General features: G+C 63.0%; 17 protein-coding genes and 1 tRNA gene. 13 read left to right on the plus strand and 5 right to left on the minus strand.

The features are described 5' to 3' along the window. The first annotated feature begins 38 nt into the window (after positions 1–38). The 7 genes from ACE3RX_RS12060 (at position 39) to ACE3RX_RS12090 (ending at position 10438) form a co-directional block, all read left to right on the plus strand. Positions 39–1586, plus strand: coding sequence for a DUF1302 family protein (locus ACE3RX_RS12060; protein WP_374483749.1), 1548 nt, complete (start codon positions 39–41; stop codon positions 1584–1586). Between the two features lie 22 nt (positions 1587–1608). Further along, on the plus strand, positions 1609–2919 hold the full coding sequence (locus ACE3RX_RS12065) for a DUF1329 domain-containing protein (RefSeq protein WP_374483751.1): 1311 nt from the start codon (positions 1609–1611) through the stop codon (positions 2917–2919). Positions 2920–3049: 130 nt separating this feature from the next. Then, positions 3050–3126, plus strand: a tRNA-Met gene (locus tag ACE3RX_RS12070). A 116-nt stretch (positions 3127–3242) separates the two neighbouring features. Beyond that, the gene (locus tag ACE3RX_RS12075) at positions 3243–4235 is read left to right on the plus strand and encodes a tyrosine-type recombinase/integrase (RefSeq protein ID WP_374483753.1); all 993 of its coding nucleotides are present in this window, start codon (positions 3243–3245) and stop codon (positions 4233–4235) included. Positions 4236–5855: 1620 nt separating this feature from the next. After that, positions 5856–6083, plus strand: a complete 228-nt coding sequence (locus tag ACE3RX_RS12080; protein WP_374483755.1) for a hypothetical protein — start codon at positions 5856–5858, stop codon at positions 6081–6083. Between the two features lie 79 nt (positions 6084–6162). Then, the gene (locus tag ACE3RX_RS12085; RefSeq protein WP_374483757.1) at positions 6163–7731 is read left to right on the plus strand and encodes a site-specific DNA-methyltransferase; all 1569 of its coding nucleotides are present in this window, start codon (positions 6163–6165) and stop codon (positions 7729–7731) included. Between the two features lie 10 nt (positions 7732–7741). After that, entirely contained in the window at positions 7742–10438 is a 2697-nt protein-coding gene (locus ACE3RX_RS12090) for a DEAD/DEAH box helicase (protein WP_374483759.1), read from the plus strand. A gap of 913 nt (positions 10439–11351) precedes the next feature. Here the strand turns inward: ACE3RX_RS12090 and ACE3RX_RS12095 are convergent. Both ACE3RX_RS12095 and ACE3RX_RS12100 read right to left on the minus strand, forming a co-directional pair. Next, on the minus strand, positions 11352–11996 hold the full coding sequence (locus ACE3RX_RS12095; RefSeq protein WP_374483761.1) for a DNA-binding protein: 645 nt from the start codon (positions 11994–11996) through the stop codon (positions 11352–11354). A 77-nt stretch (positions 11997–12073) separates the two neighbouring features. After that, positions 12074–12352, minus strand: coding sequence for a helix-turn-helix transcriptional regulator (locus tag ACE3RX_RS12100; RefSeq protein ID WP_374483763.1), 279 nt, complete (start codon positions 12350–12352; stop codon positions 12074–12076). 387 nt (positions 12353–12739) lie between these two features. Between ACE3RX_RS12100 and ACE3RX_RS12105 the strand changes: the two genes are divergently transcribed. Both ACE3RX_RS12105 and ACE3RX_RS12110 read left to right on the plus strand, forming a co-directional pair. Continuing rightward, the gene (locus ACE3RX_RS12105) at positions 12740–13756 is read left to right on the plus strand and encodes a hypothetical protein (RefSeq protein ID WP_374483765.1); all 1017 of its coding nucleotides are present in this window, start codon (positions 12740–12742) and stop codon (positions 13754–13756) included. Between the two features lie 97 nt (positions 13757–13853). Then, positions 13854–14051, plus strand: a complete 198-nt coding sequence (locus tag ACE3RX_RS12110; RefSeq protein WP_374483767.1) for a hypothetical protein — start codon at positions 13854–13856, stop codon at positions 14049–14051. A gap of 37 nt (positions 14052–14088) precedes the next feature. Here the strand turns inward: ACE3RX_RS12110 and ACE3RX_RS12115 are convergent, their stop codons facing one another. The 3 genes from ACE3RX_RS12115 to ACE3RX_RS12125 all read right to left on the minus strand — a co-directional run bounded on the left by ACE3RX_RS12115 (position 14089) and on the right by ACE3RX_RS12125 (position 18133). Then, entirely contained in the window at positions 14089–15492 is a 1404-nt protein-coding gene (locus tag ACE3RX_RS12115; RefSeq protein WP_374483769.1) for a porin, read from the minus strand. Positions 15493–15600: 108 nt separating this feature from the next. Continuing rightward, positions 15601–17337, minus strand: a complete 1737-nt coding sequence (locus tag ACE3RX_RS12120; protein WP_374483771.1) for an FAD-dependent oxidoreductase — start codon at positions 17335–17337, stop codon at positions 15601–15603. 1 nt (position 17338) lies between these two features. Next, positions 17339–18133, minus strand: a complete 795-nt coding sequence (locus ACE3RX_RS12125) for a shikimate dehydrogenase (protein WP_374483773.1) — start codon at positions 18131–18133, stop codon at positions 17339–17341. Between the two features lie 211 nt (positions 18134–18344). Between ACE3RX_RS12125 and ACE3RX_RS12130 the strand changes: the two genes are divergently transcribed. Genes ACE3RX_RS12130 through ACE3RX_RS12145 form a run of 4 tightly spaced genes read left to right on the plus strand, consistent with a single transcriptional unit; the run spans position 18345 to position 22354 of the window. After that, on the plus strand, positions 18345–19157 hold the full coding sequence (locus ACE3RX_RS12130) for an IclR family transcriptional regulator (RefSeq protein WP_374483775.1): 813 nt from the start codon (positions 18345–18347) through the stop codon (positions 19155–19157). Next, positions 19154–20887 carry an FAD-dependent oxidoreductase gene (locus ACE3RX_RS12135; protein ID WP_374483777.1) on the plus strand — a complete coding sequence of 578 codons (1734 nt, stop codon included), beginning with the start codon at positions 19154–19156 and terminating at the stop codon, positions 20885–20887. Before ACE3RX_RS12130 ends, ACE3RX_RS12135 begins: the two co-directional genes overlap by 4 nt. A gap of 17 nt (positions 20888–20904) precedes the next feature. Beyond that, entirely contained in the window at positions 20905–21531 is a 627-nt protein-coding gene (locus tag ACE3RX_RS12140; RefSeq protein WP_374483779.1) for an NIPSNAP family protein, read from the plus strand. 7 nt (positions 21532–21538) lie between these two features. Beyond that, positions 21539–22354, plus strand: coding sequence for a sugar phosphate isomerase/epimerase family protein (locus ACE3RX_RS12145; protein WP_374483781.1), 816 nt, complete (start codon positions 21539–21541; stop codon positions 22352–22354). Positions 22355–22470: the final 116 nt, after the last annotated feature.

Here is a 22470-nt window from a genome sequence, read left to right on the forward strand (position 1 = left end):
GCAAGTCTTGTCCACAACAACAGAAGCGGAGGTGACACATGAAGGCAAACAGAAGGCTGGCGCTCGTCGTCAGCGCGGCCCTCGGCCTGGGATCGGCCTATCTGCCGGCCCATGCCGAGGACGCGGCGGCCGATCAGGATGGCAACTATTTCCACATCGGCGGTTATGTGCGCGGCTGGGCGGCGTTCAACCTGCAGGACATCCCGGAAACCAAGGGCAACGACAAGGGCAAGCTGTCGATGCTGCGCGGCTCGCTGCTGCTTGACGCGGACGCGGCCACCGGGCCGATCAAGTGGAAGGCGGTGGCGCGGGTGGATCGCGAAGCGATGACCCCGTACCTGCGCGATCTGGAGGAACTGCGCAAGATCAACGGCACCACCGGCGGCGACCATTCGAGCATCCTCGACAACTACAACAACGGCGACTTGCGCGAGTTCTGGGGCGAGTTCAAGGCCGGCGAGCGGGCCACCTTCCGCATCGGCAAGCAGCAGATCGTGTGGGGCGAGTCGGACTTCTTCCACGCGATGGACGTGGTGCACGGCTATGACATGAGCTGGCGCCTGTTCTTCGAAGGGGAGAACGAGGAGTGGCGCAAGCCTCTGTGGCTGGCCAGCGTGAAGCTCGATGTGCCGGAAGCTGCCGGCCAGATCCACGCCTACCTGCGGCCAGGCCTGGACCGCTGCAAGGACATCGGCAACACCTACGATATCCGCGGCGGACGCTGGTTCTTCCAGCCCTACCGGGGCTTCGACCTGTCGGCGGTGACCAACAACGACTGCAAGCACCCGGAAGGCAACAAGGACGACTGGACGGGCGGCATCCGCTGGTCTGGGGAGGCCGGCTCCCTCAACTACTCGCTGGCCTACGTGAAGACCTATGCCGCCGACCCGGTGGCCAACTCGGTCTATGCGCCGTGGAAGAAAGTGCCGACCGGGCCGCTGTTCGACCTGATCCATCCGAAGATCGACGTCTTCGGTGCCACCGTCAGCGGCTACTCGGCGACCTTCGACACCGTCTTCAGCGCGGAAGTCGCCTACACCAAGGACCAGCCCTTCAACGTGGGGACCGGCGGGCTCACCGATCCGACCCTCGGTGCGGCGGCGGGCCTGGGCCTGGGCGGGATCAAGCTGAAGGACACCGTGACGACGATGCTGCGGGCCGACAAGAACCTGCACTTCGAGAGCCTGCTCGGTACCAACCGGCCGTCCTTCTCGTCCGTGCAGGTCTTCGACACCTGGATCCGTGACCACAAGTCCTCGGAAGACCTGGTCCGCCTGTTCGCCTACGGTGCGCCGCTCACTGAGCACAACACCATCCTGACCGCCTTCACGGTACTCAACTACAAGGGCGACACCATCAACCCGGGTATCGCGGTCGGCGTCGACGTCAGCCATGGCGGCGGTTTCGTGATTCCCAGCATCGACCTGGTCCTCGGCGACAAATGGCGCGCCAAGGCCGAGGCCGACATCTTCTGGACGTCCGGCCACACCAGCAAGGCCCTGTTCGACCCCAATCCCGGCGTGCAGTTGTTTGGCTACTTCGCCAACAACAGCCAGCTCACCTTCCGTTTGACCCGTCAGTTCTAAGTTCCACAGAGGAGACAAAACGATGAACGCAACAAGAAAAGTGAATCCGGCACGCCGCAAGTTTGCCTGTCAGGCCCTGGCCATCGGCCTCGGCGCCAGCTTCGTCGGCCTTGCGCAGGCGGGCGAACTGCAGGCCGGCTTCGTCATCACCAAGGACAACTACGACAAGATCAAGAACGAGACCTTCGAAGGCAAGACCATCGCCAGCATGGTGCCGGACAAGCTCGAAACGATGATCAAGAAGCACGGCCTGACCATCAAGCTGGCCAACTCGAAGAAGATCGAGATGGACCCGAAATACGTCAGCGCCACCAAGGAGAACGTGAAGAACGTCAAGTTCGACCCGGCCACTCGCACGATGAGCGGCTGGAAGTCGGGCATGCCCTTCCCGCCGGAAACCATCAAGCTCGATGACCCGACCGCCGGCGACAAGGTGATCTGGAACCTGCGTGCCGCCACCTACGGCGCAACGATGGACCTGCGCGACATCTCCTTCGTGTTCATCAGCGGCGCCACCGGCGTCGAGCGCGTGCAGCGCTGGCAGTCCCGCCGCTACTACATGGAAGGCCGCCTGGACGGCGGCCCGGTCAGCGAAGGCGATGGCAGCATCGCCCAGAAGACCTACCTGTTCGCCACCAGCCCGCAGGACATCCGTGGCCTCGGCACTTTCTCCATCCGCTACAACGACCCGACCTCCGCCAAGCCCGACGACACCTGGGCCTACCTGAAGTCGGTGCGGCGTACCCGTCGCCTGTCCGGCGGGGCATGGATGGATCCGATCGGCGGCACCGATCAACTCTACGACGACTGGGACATCTGGGACGCCTTCCCGACCAAGTACCGCGCCAACAAGCTGGTTGGTAAGCGCTGGGTGCTGGCCATCGCCCACAGCCCGCTGGTCAGCGTGGACGCCAAGAAGCGCGATACGCCGGAGGAGTTCCCGTCCGTCGGCCTGACCGAGGCGCCGTACTACTTCCCGGCCAAGCACATCGAGTGGGAGCCCCGCGAGGTGTATGTGGTGGAAGGCACGCCGCCGCCGGAGCACCCCTACAGCAAGAAGGTGGTGTACATGGAAGTGAACTTCCCGCGCCCCTATCTTGGCGAGATGTATGACCAGAAGGGCGAGTTTTGGAAGTTCATGATCTTCCAGAACCGCCCGGACATCGGCGACGACGGCTACAAGGCGGTGATGCCAGTGGTCGGCCACGTCATCGACGTGAAGCGCAACCACTCCACCACCTGGTCTTCCAACATGAAGGCCAACCCGAAGGGCGTGAAGGAGAACGACGTCTCCCTCAGCAAGCTCGAGGAAGTGGCGACCGGCGGCAAGTAAGCAGCCTCCGTCCTTGCAGGCCCCTGCGGAACCGGCCCCCTTGTCCGGCTCCGCAGAGGCTTTTTGTTGGTGTACTGCAAATAAAGTTTGACGTACTGCGATTACTTGTCTATTATTCGACCTCTCCAGACGCGGGGTGGAGCAGTCTGGCAGCTCGTCGGGCTCATAACCCGAAGGTCGCAGGTTCAAATCCTGCCCCCGCAACCAATAAAATCAAAGGCTTACTGCTTAGCAGTAAGCCTTTGTGCTTTCTCGGTCGGGTTTTTGCAGCAAATCTGCTGCAGTCGACGCTATACCCTGTCTCTACCTCTTGGAGCAGGAAGATGGCTAGCATCACCAAGCGCGGCGCGTATCAGTACCAAGCCCAGGTTCGCCGCAAGGGCTACCCCACCCAAACCCGTACGTTCGAAACAAAGCGAGATGCCGAAGACTGGGCTTCAACTGTCGAGTCGGAGATGCGTCGCGGCTTGTTTATCGACCGGTCTGAAGCGGAACGCACGACCTTCGGTGAGATTCTGGAGCGCTACCGGGTCGAGGTGACGCCAGACAAGCGCGGCTGGAAGGCAGAGGATTGCCGGCTCCGACAGTTGCAACGCCACGCGCTAGCCCTTCGCCCACTTGCAAGTTTGCGTAGCGCTGACTTCGCGCAGTATCGCGACGAGCGACTTACTGAAGTCGGCCCCAAGACAGTTCAGCTAGAGCTGTCCCTCATGTCTGCTGTTTTCAATGTCACATACAGGGACTGGTCTATCCCTGTTGAAAACCCCATTACGCACATTCGCAAACCCAAACTGCCAAGAGGCCGAGAGCGTCGGCTTATAGGAGATGAGGAAGAGCGCCTCTTGATAGCAGCCAGAGACTGCCGCGCACGCACTTTGGAGGCATGCATCGTTCTAGCTATCGAGACAGGCATGCGCAGAGGAGAGATTGTTGGTCTGACATGGGAGCAAATTGACTTGCACAATCGCATCGTCCGGCTGGATTTGACCAAGAACGGTGACGGCCGCATCGTTCCCCTCTCCGAGGCTGCAGAGACTGCAATTCGTTCGTTACCACGTCCGCTGCGCGGGGGGCGACTAACGACATTCCACGACTCCAATGGACTGGGCGCAGCATTCGCTCGAGCTTGCGAGCGTGCCGAAATTACGGGGCTGTGCTTTCACGACCTCCGTCACGAAGCAGCATCTAGACTCGCGAAGAAAATGCAGGTAGCCACACTGGCAAAAGTCATGGGGTGGCGGACGTTGCAGATGGCAATGAGGTACTACAATCCCACCGCAAAAGATTTGGTCGACGCTGTACGAGCGGCCGCTTAGAGTAGGAAAGCCACCTCGCAAGAGCGAGGTGGCTTGAAAGTCGGACCGGGTATTGAGTACGAAACCCAGCCATTTTGCATGTTTGCCCATGAAATATGTACCTTTTCCGCTATCCGACCGGTCACGGTCTGAAGTCGTCCTGCACGCCGCCAAGCGCGCAGTCCAGCACATCACTACAACGGGCCGCCAAGCCCAACCACACACTTTCGCAAACGCTCCAACCTTTCGGAGCACGGTGCCAGCCGTCCTGCCGCTATCGCGGCTCCCCAAGCGCTTCGGTCGTATCGCGCAATGAGTCAAACCCTACTTAGTCAGTCTCCCCCTCTCTGCCATTAACCCGTGCGGTGCCACCCAACACGGTAAGAAGAGAGGTTCCCACGTTAGTTACCAGCTAATACGCAACGCAGCGCCACTGTCTCAGCACTTCCCTAGCTTTTCGGCTCCCCGTAGGTTTCCCTCGCCCGATGTTCAAGCGGCTCAGGTACTCAGGTTGTGCATCATCGACTACGAACCACGGCTTCACGCCTATGGCCCTACGTTGCTCCGCACAGCACCCTTCAAGGGGTGCCGTTACACGCTTGAGCTATCCAGAGGCCCCCGATTTCTCGAGGTGCCGGCCGCGCCAGGTTTCCCCTTGCGGCCCTCGTGCATCACTACACGCTCATCAGCCTACGTGTGCGGTACGGGTTGTGCTCTTGCGATACGCCCCCCGAGTCGGACTTTCATACCGACTTTCACTTGATAACAGGTCGTCAGGCCATTTCCTGCCTGACGCCGTTTCCGTGTCGCCCAACCTCATTTTCGAAATTGGGTCGAGGGATGGAATTGCACCATCCAGCGCCCTTCGCAGCCGCACCAGCCCTATTAGAGGCATGCAGCTACAGCGTTTGCTCAATTCCAGGCTGGCGGCCTGGAACCTGCGGGGGTGGCGCCCCCTCATGCCCTTTCGGACGTGTGTGTTTGCAGTTGGCGGTCTGCTCACTGAGCCCTCACGTTGTCGCGCGCAGACTCACTGAGCAGACCGCCGTGCTTGCGAGGTCACCGCGGCTTTCGCCGAGGCTCCTGCCCTTGCAAACAATGGCTGACCTAACTCGTATAGGGTTTTTTTTCCATGCTTTGCATGGAACATCAATACGTCTCGCTTCGCGAGACCGAATCACACTGCAATCGCCAAGGTGCACGCTATACAAAATATCACCACCACCTTGAGCCATCATGCCCCCTTTCACTCCGATTGCACGTAGTAAGTCCGCCGCCCTAGCTCGCATTCTCGACTGTGTGCCTAAGGGCTACTATCGCCAAACTCACGGAACCGTCAAGGCTTCCAAGGCTGAGGCTCTAGCGAGAAAACTTGATGCTTTGTATGGCATTGGTTGCACTCCCGCACAACGTATCAGGCGAAAAAATCAAGGGCTAGCTAATGCCGTTCTAGTCCTGTACTGGCCGGAAGGCGCGGAAATCGTAGAATGGCTGCTACTCGCCACGGACGGAACTGGGCTGGAGCAAGAAACGCTTCGTTCTGTCGCGGAGAAGCCCCGCTTGAGTTGGCTGGGGTATGAACTGGTTCGCCACTCTGTTCGGGGGCGCACGGCATGGACTTGGCGACGCAGCCGACAGGAAATGGCTGAGCTGCATGCCCTGTTGGCTTATCAGCTCAACCGACGTCATCATGCGGCGGTAGTGGAAACATTGGAGCGTATCGCCCGGCAGCCCGGCTTCCATGGCGTACGCCAACAGTCATGGACGCTGTACCAAGAAGCTCGGCGGCGCGGCTATTTGGGGCCGATGCCGCAGTTATTCTTTCTTCAAAAAATCAGTCATGGGGAACGGCTGGTGCTGTCTCCATAGAGCGAGTGGCGGGACCGGGCTGTACGTGGCAGCCGGGCTACAATGACGCCCTTGTACCTTCTGCCTGACTGCACGCCACATGCCGTTTCTCGACTGGGTCAACAAGAACCACGCCAAGGACACCGCCCGCGAGGTGCCTTATCACCTGCTCAAGCGCCAAGCCACCTACGGGGACGAGGCCAGCGCTGCCGACAACCTGCTGATTCAAGGCGATAACCTGCTGGCCTTGAAGGCGCTGCTGCCTTTTTACGCTGGAAGGGTGAAGTGCATCTTCATCGACCCGCCCTACAACACCCAGAGCGCGTTCGAGCACTACGACGACCGGCTGGAACACAGCCAGTGGCTGTCCATGATGTACTCACGCCTTGCGCTGCTACGTGACTTGCTGGCCGAGGATGGAAGTATCTGGGTGTCTTTGGACGACAATGAAGCGCACTACATGAAGGTGTTAGGGGATGAAGTTTTTGGCCGCCAGAATTTCATACTTGATGTAGCTTGGCAGAAACGCGATGGGCCTCCTAATGACAGAAAAATTGGCTCTATTCACGACCATATTTTGGCTTGGGCGAAATCTCGTCCATCTGATTCGAGGAAGACCCTCGCCGAAGAGAAGTTTAACTTGATGCCAAGAACCGAGAAGGCGGATGCCCAGTATCAGGTCTTTTCGGAGCCGAACGGTCCCGACCCTCGCGGCCCCTTTCGTAAGATAGATACCACTGCGAATGGCAAGGGTGGTCGATATGTAGAAAGCCTTTACTACCCTGTAACCAACCCCTTTACTGGTGAAGAAGTCTGGCCTCGCACAGGAACTTGTTGGCGTCACAATCGGGACGAAATGGCCCGACTCCAGGCTGAGAATCGCCTTTTCTGGGGAGCAAAGGGCACGGCAAAGACTCCAATGCGAAAGCTATTCAAAACGGAAGCCAAACAAGGGATGAGCGCACCATCCATCTGGGCGGATACAGGGTTGAATCAGCACGGCAGCTCAGAAATGGAGAAGCTTTTCGGCGAGAAGGCAGCATTCGAAACACCCAAGCCGGAAGCCTTGCTGAATCGAATTATCCATATAGCATCAAGCCCCGGCGACCTCGTTCTGGACTCCTTCCTCGGCTCCGGCACCACCGCAGCGGTTGCTCACAAGATGGGGCGCCGCTACATTGGCATCGAGATGGGCGAGCACGCCCGCACTCACTGCGTGCCCCGACTGGAGAAGGTGATTGCCGGGGAACAGGGCGGTATCAGCGAGACAGTCGGCTGGCAGGGCGGCGGCGGCTTCTCCTTTCTCACCCTCGGCGAACCGGCCTTTGATGAGGATGGCAGGCTCAATGCGGCGGTGAAGTTCCCGACCCTGGCTGCCTATGTCTGGCACGTGGAAACCGGCAGTCCAGGGCAACAAGCCTTCGACAGTCCCTTCCTGGGGATGCACGAGGGCAAGGCCTACTTCCTGCTCTACAACGGCATCCTCGGCGACCGGCGGCCAGCGGGGGGCAATGTGCTGACCAGCGCCATCCTGGCCCATCTGAGGGCGCTGTGCCCGGACCCTGTGCCGTTCGTGGTATACGGCGAAACGGCCCGCGTAGGGCCGGCGCGCATGTTCGCTGAAGGCGTGACCTTCAAACAGATTCCCTACGATGTGACCATGCGCTGAGAACCGGACCATGCTGACCCTGAAGAAATATCAGAACGACGCGCTGACCGCCTTGGTTAGCTTCGTGAAGCGCTGCCGGAGCGTGCCCGTGCGCCAGGCCTGGGACGAAGCGATGGCCGGCCAGAGCCGGAACGGGCAGGACTACCACGAGATATTCCCCGAAATTCCCTGCGTGTGCCTTCGGGTGCCTACCGGCGGCGGCAAGACGCTGCTCGCCGCTCATGCCGTCGCCGAGCTAGGGAAGGCATTGCAGGATACCGACACCCCCATCGCGCTGTGGCTGACGCCATCCGACACCATCCGCAGCCAGACGCTGGAAGCCCTCTCAGACATTCGCCACCCCTACCGCCAGGCGCTGGCCCACTATGTGGGCGACCGCCTGCGGGTGGCCGACCTTGAAAGCCTGCAAACCGTCGGCACGGGCGACGTGGGCAAGGCCTGCATCATCGTGGTGACGACCATCCAGTCCCTGAACGTGTCGGACACTAGCAAGCGCAACGTCTACGCCTTCTTCGAGGAGTTACAGGAGCATTTCCGAGACCTGCCGCCTTCGTTGGCCGCCGGGCTTGAGAAGGTGACGGCGGCGGACCTCGCCAGCCAACCTTTCCTGACCGAGAAGGACATCGGCCGGGTGAAGTGGTCGGTGGCGAACTGGCTCCACCTGCATCGGCCGTTGGTGATTGTCGATGAAGCCCACAACAACCGCACGGACCGCTTCTTCAAGACGCTCGGGCGCCTGAATCCGGCGGGCGTCGTGGAGCTGACCGCGACACCGGTCACTGGCAATAACGTGCTCTACCACGTTTCCGCCCAGGAGCTGCGGGCCGAGCAGATGATTAAGCTGCCTATCGTGCTGGCCGAGCACCCCGAAGGCTGGCGCGAGTGCCTGCGCGATGCCATCCTGACCCGCGACAGGCTGGAGACCGTAGCCCAGAAGGAAACGGACTACGTGAGGCCCATCGTGCTAGTTCAAGCCATGCCCAAGGGCGGCGAGGCGACCGTGGACGTGGTCAAAAAACACCTCATCGAGCAAGAGAACATCCCCGCCGAGCAGATTGCGATTGCCACTGGCTCTCAGAAGGAGCTGGACGGCGTCAATCTTTTCGACCCCGCCTGCCCGGTGCGCTACGTCATCACCGTGGAAGCCCTCAAGGAAGGCTGGGACTGCTCCTTTGCTTACGTGCTCTCCAGCCTGCAATCGGTGAATTCGGGCAAGGACGTGGAGCAGTTGTTAGGACGGGTTCTACGCATGCCCTACGCCACGGACCGCAACCAAGCGCCGCTAAACAAGGCCTACGCCCATATCGTCGCTAACAACTTCGCCGAGGCTGCCAGCAACCTCAGGGACCGACTGGTTCAGAACATGGGCTTCGAGCGGCTGGATACGGCGGGCCTTATCGTGCCTCAGCAGCCCTTGCCGCTGACTGGCGGCGAAGGCGGAACGCCTCCTGCAATCTCGGGGCTGGCTGCCACCATCCCCGACTGCCACATCGACCTTCCCGCCGTGCCGGAAACGCAGCATTGGCCGGAGGGACTGAAGGCGCAGGTGCAGATTCATCCCACGTCCCAGGGGGCAACGCTGGTGCTCAAGGGCAACGTGGACACCGAGACGCTAAAGCAGGCCGAGGCCTTCGTCACCGCCAAGCTGCCGGCCAAGGCCAGGGAGAAGGTGGTCCAGCAGTTCGCCGACCATCGCGCCATTCGCCAGGCCATGAAGGCCCCTGCCCAGTTGGGGTTGAGCTTCGCGCCAGTGCCACAGCTCTGCCTTGAGCTGGATGGTTATCTGGAAGTCGTCGAGAAGGACACCCTGGCGGAGCTGGGCGATTGGAGCCTGCTGGATACGCCGGTACAACTGAATAACTTCGCCATCCATGAGATGGTCAATTCCTTTGAAATTGACGTCAACGGCGAAAAAGTGACCTACAAGCATATCGACGTCCAGCAACTCAAGCTGAACGAAGTCGCCAGCCACGTCAGTGAACAGAATCTGGTCCGCTGGCTAGATGGGCAGGTGCGGCAGCCCTACGTTTCCCAGTTCGACGTTCAGGCCTATCTGGTGAAACTGTTGACCCACCTCATCCACGGCAAGGGCTTCAGCCTTACCTCGCTGGTGCGGGCTCGCTTTCAGTTGGCCGACGCCATCAAGAGCGAGGTGGGACGCCTACGCCAGCAGGCCATGAAGACGGGCTTCCAAGGGCGCCTGTTCGAGATGACAGTTTCCAAGCTGGAAGACGTAGCTCAGTACAGCTTTACGTTCGACCCCGGCAAGTATCCGGCCCGAAACATTTACCAGGGCAGCTACGAGTTCAGCAAGCACTTCTACCCCGTCATCCACGACCTGCGCGAGAAGACGAATGCCGGCAAGACGGCAGAAGAGTTCTGCTGTGCCCAAGCCATCGACGCTCATCCGAAGGTGAAGCATTGGGTCCGCAACATCGAGAAGCAGCCTCAGTGCTCCTTCTGGTTGCCGACCTCATCTGACTATTTCTACCCCGATTTCGTCGCCGAGCTGATGGACGGCCGAGTGCTCGTGGTCGAGTACAAGGGCGAGCCCTACAAGACCAACGACGACTCTAAGGAGAAGGCGCAAATTGGCTTCCAGTGGGAGCGGTCCAGCAACGGCCGATGCCTGTTCCTGTTCGCGGTGGAGTCGGACGATGCCGGGCGAGATGTGTTCAAGCAGGTTTCGGATAAGTTGAGGGGCTGACGACAGCGAGAACGACTCCCCTCGGTGTCCAGATATATGGGGAGTTGTGGATTTCGCCAGTTGTTATGTCTACCCAGCCACCTCCTTGGCAACGACGGGCACGATGATTGGTAGGAAGTAGCGCAAGTAGCCAACGCGGCAAGTTTGCACGCGAAACCGCAAGCCTGGCCGCGTCATCCAGCCCCCCATAACCGTAGAGGCGGGCACCCTTTGGAAGTCTTTCCTTACGGTCGAACTTCGCTATGTAGCGCCCCCAAGCTTTAACGCTGCGGCAGCTCTCTACCCAAGTGCTACCCCATGCCCACTGCCGAGCCAACTGGGTGGGGGCAAGCACATAATCACGTGGCAACCACAAGATGCAGTGGTAGTGTAAGTGGTTCGCTCGCTCCACCACCCAAGCATAAGGTAGTGAATGCCCTTTGCGCTTGAGTGCCCGGCGCAAGCAATCTATAAAGGCGCTGATGTGTTTCGAGGAGAAAGACGCGGCATCCCGGTAAGTTAGCGTCAGTGCAACTGCGCGCAGATTAGTGGTCTTCGCATAGCGTTTCTGTTCTCTGATGACCCGGCTCAGTTTTCTTCGGGCGGCATTTATCCGTTTCTTGGAGGATGATGCCGGACTTGTTTCAATCTTATTGACAAGTTCAGCGAACCGTAAAACAGACTTATAAGTAGCTCTCGGCTGGCTCGCGACAGACGATGATGCGGACAACATGGGCACACCTCTTGTGTGTGCCGCTTCAGCGCAATAGCTGTGTCCTTGGTACTACTAAAGTTTTGTCCTCCGCGTGCTGACTGCGGCGGGTTTATATTTTTCCGCGCCTATACTCTATTGACAGTGAGTACAGACGTGCTTCAAGTGCCTCCCGCCCCGGCTGGAACCGGGGCGTTTCTTGTGGCGCGAGGGTGTATAGCGTCAACTCATCATTGCCACCCCTGCCGTCACACCATCTCCTTGCTGCACTCGAATGGTAGACAAAGCGACCATCAAGTCACGAACTTGAGAGCGAAGCGCTTCCGTCTCCCCGCTCAGTCGCGCGAACTCTTCAGCTTTGCTGGCTGCCTGCTCACGACATTCCGACAGGGCTTGCTCAAGCTGAAGGGCCCGGCTTGCTTGTGTTCGAACCTCGGCCAACTCGAGTTCGCTACGATGAAGTTCGGCCTGTTGACGGTCGATGCATTCAGCCTGTTTCGCCTCAATGCCCTCTAAGCGACTGATTTCTTGGAAGGCTACATCTAGCTCGTTGTGTACCGCTGCAATCTGGGCTGCTGCATGCTTCTTCACCACTTGATTCTCGTCAGCCGCAAGGCGAGAGGCCAGTTTCCAGATGTTTAAGGTAAATTGATGAGCTTTCTCCTCGAATTCAGAAGGCATATCCAGTGCAGCCATATTGGCCTCAGCCTGGCCCTGATGCCACGCGTCGAGGTAGCGCTTTACCGTAGTGAATGAGCCGCCACCGACCCGCTCCCGCACTTCTATGATGGATGGGGTGCGCCCCTCCGCAACGATGGCGTCTGCAATTGTTGTAACTAGTTCCTGGGTGACAAGCTTCCGGACCATAAAATCTCCGATAACATTACGATTGAGTGGTGATAATTACGGTAATTATCGTAATTGCTTCAGTTCTCAATTTCGGATTAGTTCAGTTGCCCCCTACGTCTTTCAACTTGCTCAGCCTTCGTGGGTCTGCCGGGACGGCGAGAGTTCGAAGAAAAAATAGGGAGTACTGGAGCTGCCGGCTGCCTTTGGAGTTCAAGCCAAGCCTCTACGTCGTCAGCCTTAAAGCGAAGGAGCCGGCCTAGTTTGATTGCGGGGGGTAAATCTCCACCGGCAGAGTGCCGGTTGTAGATGGTTTGCTCGGCGAGACCGAGGAGCGTTGCGAGCGCTTTTGGAGAAAAGAGTGCTTTCAAGTTCATGTTCCTGACTAGCGCAGTCACACGACTGCACAGAGTATAGGAACGATTTCCCGCAACTTAACGTGAAAGAGCGAACCCATGCTGCAATTTCGCTGCAGCACATGCAGCAATTTCCGGTAAGATGCAGTAAGTCAGGGTATGAAAGTGCATTGATTTTATTGGGAAACCGTAGGTTGTGGCCGATAGTTAGTTGGGCTCATAACCCGAAGGTCGCAGGTTCAAATCCTGCCCCCGCAACCAGATTCAACAAAAAGCCCAAGCATTCGTGCTTGGGCTTTTTGCATTTGCTCGACGGTTTCCTCCGTCGCGGGCCAGCCTGTGGCCGAAACGACAAGCCTTGTCGTACCTAAGCCTTATCCTGTCGCCATCGGATACGAGGAGCGGTGGATGGACTGGTTTGAACGTCTGACAGGATTCAAGGAGCAGGATTTTGCCGGCACCCAGGCGCAGCTGGAGCTCGATGGGCGGCAGCTGCGGTCGCGGATCAATGGCCGCAGCTATGGCATTGGAGAGCTGGAACTGGTGTCGCTGGAAACGCTGCGCCAGCGCATCGTTCCGGATGCCGGTGGGGCAGGGCGCCTGAAATTGAGCGTCGTCGAGGGCGATGTGCGGCAACTGCATCAGGCACCGGAACTGGCGGGTGCGCTGTTTCAGGTTGCGTCCCAGTTCAACCTGCTCGAGATGACCGGCCCGGGAGTCACGCCCGAAAACGGGGTGACCCGCTATGCCGGCGATCTTACCCAGGGGCCGGCCTGTGCGATGGCTGCAGGCGCGGCGACGATCTACCGCAATTACTTCGTGCCGGTTGGCGAACAGATCGGCCAGCGCCGCCACCGTCAGCTCGATGGGCTGGCTGATCTGGGCGTAGAGCTCGCGGTGCGGACCGGTCTCTCGCGAGAAAAATTGTGGACCATGCAGAACGGCTATGCCCTGTGTTCGCGGGAAGGCCTGGCTGCCATTTCCAGGCATCTTGCCAGCCTCGACGACGGGCGGCGCGATGCGCTGCGCGGGTTGCTACGCATCGGCGTCCATCGCGACGTGGAGGTGACGGACGTGGACCGGCCAGTCCCACATAGGGTGTCGCAGGCTTTCTGTTCCGCGCTGCCGGTCGCTTATGGTCAGGCTGTGCCAAAGGCGTGCTGGGCGGATTTCGCCACGCTGGTGCTGGAAGCCGCCTATGAAGCGACGCTGTGGGTTGCGGTCGCCAACGCGCAGCGCGGCGCGTCGAACGTGGTCCTGCTGACCCGACTTGGCGGCGGAGTATTCGGCAATGAGGGCGCCTGGATCTACGCGGCGATGAGGCGCGCGCTCCAGCGGGTCAGGGATTACGAACTGGATGTGCAACTGGTGAGCTTCAACCGGCCGACACAGGAGATGCTGCAACTGCAGTCCGAATTCGGCTGAGGCGAGCCGGTTTTCTTCCAGCCGTGCGGGCGGCCGACTTGTTTGCCCGGCACGGCCCCATTCAAGTCATGCCTCTCGATGAAAAGGAGATCAATCCATGTCATCCCCTAAAAAAGTCCCTTTGCCTGCAGATCTGGTCGATCTGCTTTACGTGAATGAGTCCCGGCTCGCCGCCAGTGACGAGGAGGAGTTCCTGAATCTGTATGAGCTTGAAACGCCACCCGAGGAAATTGACGACGAGAAAATGCGCGCGGCGTATGTGGCGTTCCTGAAAAAGCACGGCTACGAGCTCTAGAGCCCGCCCGCCCTGCAAGGGCGGGCCGTGACGCGGCTCAGAACTTGAAGACGAAGCCGGTCTGGATACCGTCGATCCTCTGTCCGGTACGGTCGGTGCCGGAGAAGGTCTTGGTCAGGCCGGCCGAGCCAGCGGGGCCCCAGTTGCCGTTCTGCTGGTTGTCGATGGAGTCGAGCAGCGCGTAGAGCATCACGTTGCTGTTGAGGTCGTAGTAGCTGGCGAGGGCCCAGCCCTTGGAGCCCTTGGACTGGCCGGTGGTGTCCTTGATGGTGCCCCACAGGCCACCGACCCGCCACTGGGGCGTGATGCGGTAGTCGGCGGAGAGCTGGTAGATCTCGTAGAAGATGTCCAGGCCGGTGCCGGGCAGGCCCGCGTTGAGAGAGCCGCTGGCGCTGCCGGTCGGGTTGTTGCCGACGATGTTGCCGCCGACGTTGCTCAGCGCACCACTGCCGTTGCCGTTGGCGCCACCGTTGTTGGAGCGCACGAAGGCAGCGTAGAGCTTGCCGCGGCCATAGTCGTAGTTGGCGTAGAAGCTGTGGTACTCGGCGTTCTTCTTCACCGTGCCCTTGTAGTCGGGGCGGCCCTCGATGCCGGCGTAGCCGATGCGGAAGGGGCCGTAGAGGTAGTCCAGCGCGAACTGGTAGACCGCCATGTTGCTGGGGCTGATGTTGCTGGTAGTGGTTGCCGTGCCGGCCACCGGATTGGCACCGGCGAAGGCATAGTGGGCCTCGGCCAGCAGGCCGTGCCAGCGCGGCGAGATCCACGACAGGTCGCCGTCGTAGCGGGACGGCACACCGAAGTTGTTGACCATCGAACCCAGGGTGCGCGAAGTCAGATCGAAGTAATCGCCGCGGGCGAAGATCGCGGTGTTCTGGCGGCCCAGGCGGAAATCGCCGTAGGGTGTCTGCACGCCGGCCCAGGCCTGGCGGTCGAACAGGCGGCCGCTGGTGGTCAGGCCGGTGGTGCTGGCGTTGGCGGTATCGGCGGCGCTGCCGTTGGTGAGGTTGAAGCCCTGCTCAAGCTGGAACTTGGCCACATAGTCGGGGCTGATCGCCCGGTCGCCCTTGAAGCCGATGCGGCTGCGCAGGGCGGCGCCGTCCTGGGCGGAGGCGATGGTGGCGCCCGAACTGCTCTTCATGTAGTTCAGGTATTCGTCGAGGTTGCCGTACAGCGTGACGGTGCCGCCGCCCACGTTGAGGCTCAGCGGGCTCTGCGCGGTGCCGACGGTGATGCCGGAGGCCGCCGACGCACCCGCCGGGACAACCGCCTTCACGGTCGCCGCCTGCTTCTGGTTGTCTTCCATCTTCTCGATGCGGGACTGCAGGGCCTGCAGCTGGGCCTTGAGCTCTTCCAGTTCGCCAGCGAACGCGACGCGGGGGCTGGCGAGGGTGGTGATGCCGGCGAGCAGCAGCAGGGCGGGCAGGGTCTTGTGTCGAATCATGGATGTCTCCTCTGTCTTTGTTGGGCCAGTTGTGAGATCTGGCTTGTGTGGCATTGCCGCCGGCGCTGGTCTCCCGGGCCGGCGGCGGGGGCTTCGGCTCTTTCCGGCTTAGCTCCGAGCCCGCGCGACCGCATGCTTGGCGGCCCGATAGCCGAACACCAGGCCTGGGCCGATGGTGATGCCCGGCGCCGTGTAAACCCCGCCCATGATCGAATGCATGTCGTTGCCGACCGCGTAGAGGCCGCCGATGGGCTGCTCCGCGCCGTCCAGCACGCGGGCGTCCACGTCCGCCGCGAGGCCGGTGGAGGCGCCGATGTCGCCGGGGTAGAGGCGCACCGCGTAGAACGGCGCCTCGGTCAGCGCGCCCAGGTTGGGGTTGCGGCCGGGCCAGGTGGCGTCGCCGATGTTCTGCTGGTAGGCCGTTTCGCCGCGCCGGAAGTCCGGATCGACGCCGCTCTCCGCGTAGGCCTTGATCCTGGCGACGCTGGCCTGCAGCCGCGCCGGATCGATGCCCAGCTTGCCGGCGAGTTCGTCGATGCTGTCGGCCTGAGTCAGGTAGCCGTCGGCGAGGAAGGGGCCGAGCCCGCCGCCGCCGGGCCGCACCATGCCAAGGCCGTACTTGCGCAGCGCGCGGGCGTCGCAGATCAGGTAGGCCGGCACGTCGGCAGCTGCGTTGCCGCCCGCCAGGCTCTGCTGCATGCGCAGCGCGAAAAGGTGGTAGGAGGTGCTCTCATTGACGAAGCGGTCGCCGGCCTGATTGACCGTCAGCATGCCCGGCTTGGCCCGGTCCATCACGAAATGCGGGAAGGCCGCGGTGCTGCCGTCCGCCCGCTTGCGCAGCGATACCGGCGCCCAGAAGGCGTTGGTGCCGTGGCTCGGGCCGTAGTGGGCGCCGAGCCCGCGGGCCAGCTCCTGGGCCTGGCCGGTGTGGCCGGGGGCGGCTGGGCACCAGCTCATGTCCACCTCGCCGAGCATCGCCTTGCGCAGTGCCGGATTGCGGTTGAAGCCGCCGCTGGCGAGGATCACGCCGCCCTTCACTTGCACGCGGCGCTGCTGCCCCTGCTGGGACAGGGTGATCGCCTCCACGCCGTCGGCACCGCGGTCGATGTCGGTCACTGCGGTGTTGAGCGCCAGGCTCACCTTGTCGTGCTGAGCGAGGGAATACAGCAGGCGGGCCACCAGCGCATTGCCCATCACCAGCCGTGTGCCGCGGGAATGGCCGAGGCGGTCGCGTGCGTGGCGCAGGATGATCTTCAGCGAGTGCTGGAAGGACGCCAGCGACTGGGTCATGCCGAGCAGGTGGTTGATGTCGTTGCGGTCCACCATCATGCCGCCGAGCACCGTGAATTCCGGGATCGGCGGGCGGATCAGCGCGAACAGTTCACCGAGCAGGCGTCCGTCGAAGGGCATCGGCTCCAGCGCCCGGCCGGTCAGCGTCGAGCCGGCCAGATCGGAGATGTAGTCCGGGTGCTTGGCGTAGGGGCGGTACTGGACTTCCGACTGAGACTCTATATAGCGCACCGCCTCCGGGCCGGTTTCCAGGAAGGCACGGCGCAGGGCGGCCGGGCTGCGCTCGCCGACCGCGTTGTCCAGGTAGTGGGCGGCGTCGGCCAGCGTGTCCGTCGGATTGACCTTGGCGGAATGGTGGGTGCCGGGTATCCAGGTGGTGCCGGCGGACAGGGCGGTGGTGCCGCCGACGTAGCTGGTGTGTTCCACCAGCAGCACGCGGGCGCCCTCGATGGCGGCGACCAGCGCCGCCGAAAGGCCGGCGCCACCGGCACCGATCACCACCACGTCGTAACTTTGCGGCTCGGCCAGGTCGGCGAGCCGTGTGATGACTTGCATGTCACTCACCCAGCAGGAAGTCGACCATCAGGTCGCAGACCCGGCCGAACATGTCGGCACCGGTGGAAGTGCCGCAGCCGAGGGCGCGGGCGGCGGCGATCAGCGGGGTGATCGCCGGGGCGGTGATCACGCAGCCGACGAAGGTCTGCGGCGTCAGCTTGCTGACGTCGAGGGGGTAGGGATCGCCTTCCTTCATGCCGACCGGGGTCGCGTTGATCACGATGTCGAAGCCGCTCGGGTCGGGGCTGCCATGGCTGACCGGGCATTGGCCGAGGCCGGCCAGGCGGTCCACCAGCGTGGTGCGGCGGGCGGTGTCTTCGTCGTGGATCGCCAGTTCGCTCACGCCGGCCACCACCAGTGCGTGGGCAATCGCCGAACCGGCGCCGCCGGCGCCCACCAGCAGCGCCGTCCTGCCCTTCGGCTCGCAGCCCCGGTCGCGCAGCGCGGACACGTAGCCGAGGCCGTCGAACATGTCGCCATGCCAGCTGCCGTCCGGGTTGCGGCGCATCACATTGACCGTGTGCAGGAAGGCGGCCCGCTCGGAGGTCGTCGCGCACAGGTCGAAGCAGGCGAACTTGTGCGGCACGGTGACGATGATCCCGTCCACGTTCTGGGCCAGGGACACGCCGTCCAGCCAGGCGGCCAGCTTGGCGGGGGCCACGTGGGCGGGCATCACGTAGGCGTTGCGGTCATGGGCGTGGAAGGCCTGGGTGACGCCGGCCGGCGACTTCACCTGGGCGATCGGGTCGCCGACGATGAAGTGAACGCGGGTGGCTCCGTTGAGGGGCTGCGACATGGTTTTGTCTCCGTTGTGGGTGTCAGGAGATTCCATTCTACAAAAAGTGGAACAATATTCCACTATTGAATCTAGTTCTGTTTTATCTATAATTCGATCGTCCGCCCGCCATGGGGTTGCAGGTCCCGGATAAATCCGGCAGGTAAGAGCCTGGCAAACCCAACCTCATCGCGCCGCGTCGTGCGGCGCTGTTAATAGAACTGGAGCAAAAATGAGCGGAGTACTCGAACGAACCCTGGGCATCCTGGAACTGCTGGCCCGCCACGCGCACGGCTTGGAGCTGGCCACCATCGCCGACCAGCTCAACATTCCGCGTAGCGGCGCCCACCGCCTGCTCACCGACCTCGCCCGCTGCGGCTATGTGCGCCAGGTGCGCGAGCAGGGCGACTACGTCCTCACCACCAAGCTGGTGTCCCTTGGCCTGAGCTACCTCGGCCACTCCGGCATCGTCGATATCGCCCAGCCGCTGCTCGATCAGCTGGCTGGCGTGTCGGGCGAGCTGGTGCGCCTGTCGGTCGTCGACGGCGACCGCCTGACCTGGGTGGCCCGTGCCCAGGGCGCCCGCCAGGGCCTGCGCTATGACCCGGAGATGGGCAGCGATGCACGCCTGAGCTGTTCCGCGTCGGGCCTCGCGTGGCTGTCCACGCTCAGCGACGAGCAGGCGCTGGCGCTGGTGTCCCAGCAGGGTATCGGCCAGCCGACCGAGTTCGGCCCCAACGCGCCGGCCACCGTGCAGGCGGTGCTCGACGGCATCAACGAGACGCGCCGGCGCGGCTACAGCGTGACGCTGGAAACCTACACGCCGGGCCTCAACTCGATGGCCGCACCGGTGCGCCTGCGCGACCAGGCGACGATCGGCGTGATCTCCATCGCCGGGCCGACGGTGCGCTTCACCGAGGACAAGATGCACGCGCTGGCCGACGAACTGATCGCCACCGCGGGGCAGATGGCCGCCGCCAGCGGCGCCTCGCCTTTCTTCAACGTGGCGCGCCGATCCAGCGCCCAACCCATATACGCACCATGATCCAAACCGATCTGCTGGTCATCGGCTCCGGTGCCGGCGGCCTGTCCGCCGCCGTCACCGCCGCCCATCTGGGGTTGCGCGTGCTGGTCGCCGAGAAGGACGCCCAATACGGCGGCACCACCGCCTGGTCCGGCGGCTGGATGTGGATTCCGCGCAATCCGCTGGCTGTCGAGGCGGGCATCGTCGAAGACATCGAGACGCCGCTGTCCTACCTGCGCCACGAGCTGGGCGACCAGTTCGACGAAGCGCGGGCGCGGACCTACCTGGAACACGGCCCGCGCATGGTGGACTTCTTCCGCCGCTACACTGCGCTGCAGTTCATCGACGGCAACGCCATTCCGGACTTCCACGGCCGCACGCCCGATGCGGCGCTCGGCGGACGTTCCCTGTGCGCGGCGCCCTTCGACGGCCGTCGTCTCGGCCGGCAGATCGACCGACTCAAACCGCCTTTGCGTGAAACCACCCTGTGGGGCATGGGCATCGCGTCCGGGGTGGAACTCCGGCATTTCATGAATGCCATGCGCAGCGTGGCGTCCTTCCGCTACGTGGCTGGCAAGGTGCTGTGTTACTGGCGCGACCAGCTGCAGTACGGCCGCGGCATGCGCCTCGTCAATGGCAATGCGCTGGTCGCCGGCCTCGCCGCGTCGGCCTTCGAGCGGGGTGTGGAGATCCGCACCAACAGCCCGGCCCGCCGTCTGCTGGTGGAGGACGGGCGCGTCGTCGGCGCGGTGCTCGGCGGACCGGACGGCGACCTGGAGGTCCGTGCCAGCCGTGGCGTGGTGCTGGCCTGTGGCGGTTTCCCCTTCGACGTGGAGCGCAAGAAGGCCTGGCTGCCCCACGCACCCAGTGGCCACGAACACTGGTCGGCGGCCTCGCGCGGCAATACCGGCGACGGCCTGCGCATGGGCGAGGCCATCGGTGCCGCGCTGAACGGCCAGCTGGCCCAGGCCGCCGCGCTCGCGCCGGTGTCGCTGGTGCCCCGCGCCGACGGCAGCTTTGCGCACTTCCCGCACCTCATCGAGCGAGCCAAGCCGGGCCTCATCGCGGTGACGGCGGACGGCAAGCGCTTCACCAACGAAGCCGACTCCTATCACGACTTCGTGCGCGGCATGCTTGCCGCCGTGCCGGCCGGCCGACCCGTCGAGGCCTGGCTGGTCTGCGATCACGCCTTCATCCGCCGCTATGGCCTGGGCGCTGCCAAGCCGGCGCCGATGCCCCTCGGCCGGCTGGTCAGCAACGGCTACCTGAAGCGTGGCGCCACGCCGGCCGAGCTGGCCCGCCTGTGCGGCATCGACCCCGATGCGTTGGCGCAGACCGTTCAGCGCTACAACCAGATGGCCCGTGCCGGCCGCGACGAAGACTTCGCCAAGGGCGAGACGCCCTACAACCGCGTCCAGGGCGACGCCGCCTCTGGCTGGCCCAACCCCTGCATGGCGCCGCTGGAGCAGGGCCCGTTCTACGCGGTGAAGATCGTCCCCGGCAGCCTCGGCACCTTCGCCGGCCTCTGCGTCGATGCCCAGGCGCGCGTACTCGACAGCCACGATCAGCCGATTGCCGGCCTCTACGCCGGTGGCAACGACATGGCCAGCATGATGGGCGGCCACTACCCGAGCGGCGGCATCACCCTCGGTCCGGCCATGACCTTCGGCTACCTCGCCGCCCACCACGCCGCCGGCCAGCCCCTGCTCGCCGATGCGCAGGAACCCCGGATTCAACCCAGCTACGCGTGAAACGCAAAGGAAGCCCCATGTTCTACGAACTGTCCACGATGACCCTGCCGTTCGGCACCGCCGCCCAGGCCGCCGCCAATGTGCAGGCCTTCGCCACAGCCCCCTACGCCCAAGGCGAGCTGCTCGCCTGCTGGTTCACCGACATCGGCACGCTGAACCAGATGATCGTGCTGCGCGGTTTCGACGACCTCGCCACCTTGCAGGCCGAGCGCCAACGCACCCAGCTCAGCGCCAGCCCCTTCGGCTGTGGCGAGCTCTTCCAGAGCCTGGAGCAGCACAGCTACCAGGGTTTCCCGTGGATGAAGCCGGTGCGCCCGTCGGCCGAGTCCGGCATCCGCGGCCCGGTGTACGAGATCCGCACCTACGGCATCAAGCCGGGCGGCGTGCAGGCCACCATCGACCTGTGGGAACAGGCCGTGCCGGCCCGCGAGGAAATCTCCCCCTGCGTGGTAGCGATGGTGGCCCTCGACGGCCCGCTGCGCTTCACCAACATTTGGGCCTACCCGACCGTCGACGCCCGCGGCAAGGCCCGCGCCGACGCCGTGGCCAAGGGCATCTGGCCGCCGAAGGGTGGCCCGGCCCACCTGACCACCGCGATGACTTCCACCATCGCGCTGCCGACGGCCGTTTCGCCGCTGCAGTGAGCGTGCCATGGAGCGTTCTTTCTCTCTTGCCTACCTGACGTCCAACACCCTGACGCCGCCCGAGGCCATCCATCTCGCGGCGGAGCTGGGCTACGGCTTTGTCGGCCTGCGCCTGCTGCCCAACATGGCCGGCGCGCCGCAGCAGTTCATGATCGGCCTGCCCGACGTGCTGCGCGAAACCCTCGCTGCGACCAAGGAAACCGGCGTCGGCGTGTTCGACCTGGAAATCATCCGCCTGACGGACGACTTCAAACTCGGGCCTTGTCTACCCTTGATAGAGATCGGGGCGGAACTGGACGCCAAGGCGCTGCTGGTGGCCGGCGACGATACCGAGCCCGGGCGCCTCGCCGCCAACTACGCGCAGTTGTGCGAAGTAGCCCACCAGCACGGCATGACCGCCGACCTGGAGTTCATGCCCTGGACGGCGGTGCCCGACGCGAAGGCCGCGCTACGGGTCGTCGAGGCGGCGGGGCGCCCGGCCGGCGCCGGCATCCTGGCCGACGCGCTGCACTTCGCCCGCTCCAGCACGACGCCGGACGATCTGCGCGCGTTGCCGCGGGAATTGCTGCACTACGCCCAGATCTGCGACGCCCCCACCGGGCTCACGCTGACGGTGGAGGAGATGATCCACGCGGCGCGCTGCGAGCGCCTGTTGCCGGGCGAGGGCGGCATCGATCTGCGTGGCATGTTCGCCGCGCTGCCCGCCGATCTGCCGGTCAGCGTCGAGGTACCGCACATGATCCGGATGGCCGAGGTCGGGCAGCTCGAATGGGCGCGGCAGGCCCTGGCCGCGGCGCGTCAGGTGATCGATCCCCGGCCTTGAATGGATGCTGCAGCGCAGCACCGAAGACGCCGGAGAACGAAGAGGAGGAAAGGCTCCTTGAGCCCAACGTGGTGCGCGATTATCGAACAATTTGAGACGGCAATCGCGCATCACCC

This window comes from Zoogloea sp. (genome assembly GCF_041914405.1).
In the GTDB taxonomy this organism is placed as follows: Bacteria; Pseudomonadota; Gammaproteobacteria; order Burkholderiales; family Rhodocyclaceae; genus Zoogloea.

Coding starts and splice junctions, on each gene's coding strand:
- ACE3RX_RS12110 (WP_374483767.1), top strand. CDS start 13,854: ATGTCATCCCCTAAAAAAGTCCCTTTGCCTGCAGATCTGGTCGATCTG.
- ACE3RX_RS12080 (WP_374483755.1), top strand. CDS start 5,856: ATGGCTGAGCTGCATGCCCTGTTGGCTTATCAGCTCAACCGACGTCAT.
- ACE3RX_RS12060 (WP_374483749.1), top strand. CDS start 39: ATGAAGGCAAACAGAAGGCTGGCGCTCGTCGTCAGCGCGGCCCTCGGC.
- ACE3RX_RS12090 (WP_374483759.1), top strand. CDS start 7,742: ATGCTGACCCTGAAGAAATATCAGAACGACGCGCTGACCGCCTTGGTT.
- ACE3RX_RS12115 (WP_374483769.1), bottom strand. CDS start 15,492: ATGATTCGACACAAGACCCTGCCCGCCCTGCTGCTGCTCGCCGGCATC.
- ACE3RX_RS12065 (WP_374483751.1), top strand. CDS start 1,609: ATGAACGCAACAAGAAAAGTGAATCCGGCACGCCGCAAGTTTGCCTGT.
- ACE3RX_RS12095 (WP_374483761.1), bottom strand. CDS start 11,996: ATGGTCCGGAAGCTTGTCACCCAGGAACTAGTTACAACAATTGCAGAC.
- ACE3RX_RS12105 (WP_374483765.1), top strand. CDS start 12,740: ATGGACTGGTTTGAACGTCTGACAGGATTCAAGGAGCAGGATTTTGCC.
- ACE3RX_RS12135 (WP_374483777.1), top strand. CDS start 19,154: ATGATCCAAACCGATCTGCTGGTCATCGGCTCCGGTGCCGGCGGCCTG.
- ACE3RX_RS12120 (WP_374483771.1), bottom strand. CDS start 17,337: ATGCAAGTCATCACACGGCTCGCCGACCTGGCCGAGCCGCAAAGTTAC.
- ACE3RX_RS12125 (WP_374483773.1), bottom strand. CDS start 18,133: ATGTCGCAGCCCCTCAACGGAGCCACCCGCGTTCACTTCATCGTCGGC.
- ACE3RX_RS12140 (WP_374483779.1), top strand. CDS start 20,905: ATGTTCTACGAACTGTCCACGATGACCCTGCCGTTCGGCACCGCCGCC.
- ACE3RX_RS12145 (WP_374483781.1), top strand. CDS start 21,539: ATGGAGCGTTCTTTCTCTCTTGCCTACCTGACGTCCAACACCCTGACG.
- ACE3RX_RS12075 (WP_374483753.1), top strand. CDS start 3,243: ATGGCTAGCATCACCAAGCGCGGCGCGTATCAGTACCAAGCCCAGGTT.
- ACE3RX_RS12085 (WP_374483757.1), top strand. CDS start 6,163: ATGCCGTTTCTCGACTGGGTCAACAAGAACCACGCCAAGGACACCGCC.
- ACE3RX_RS12130 (WP_374483775.1), top strand. CDS start 18,345: ATGAGCGGAGTACTCGAACGAACCCTGGGCATCCTGGAACTGCTGGCC.
- ACE3RX_RS12100 (WP_374483763.1), bottom strand. CDS start 12,352: ATGAACTTGAAAGCACTCTTTTCTCCAAAAGCGCTCGCAACGCTCCTC.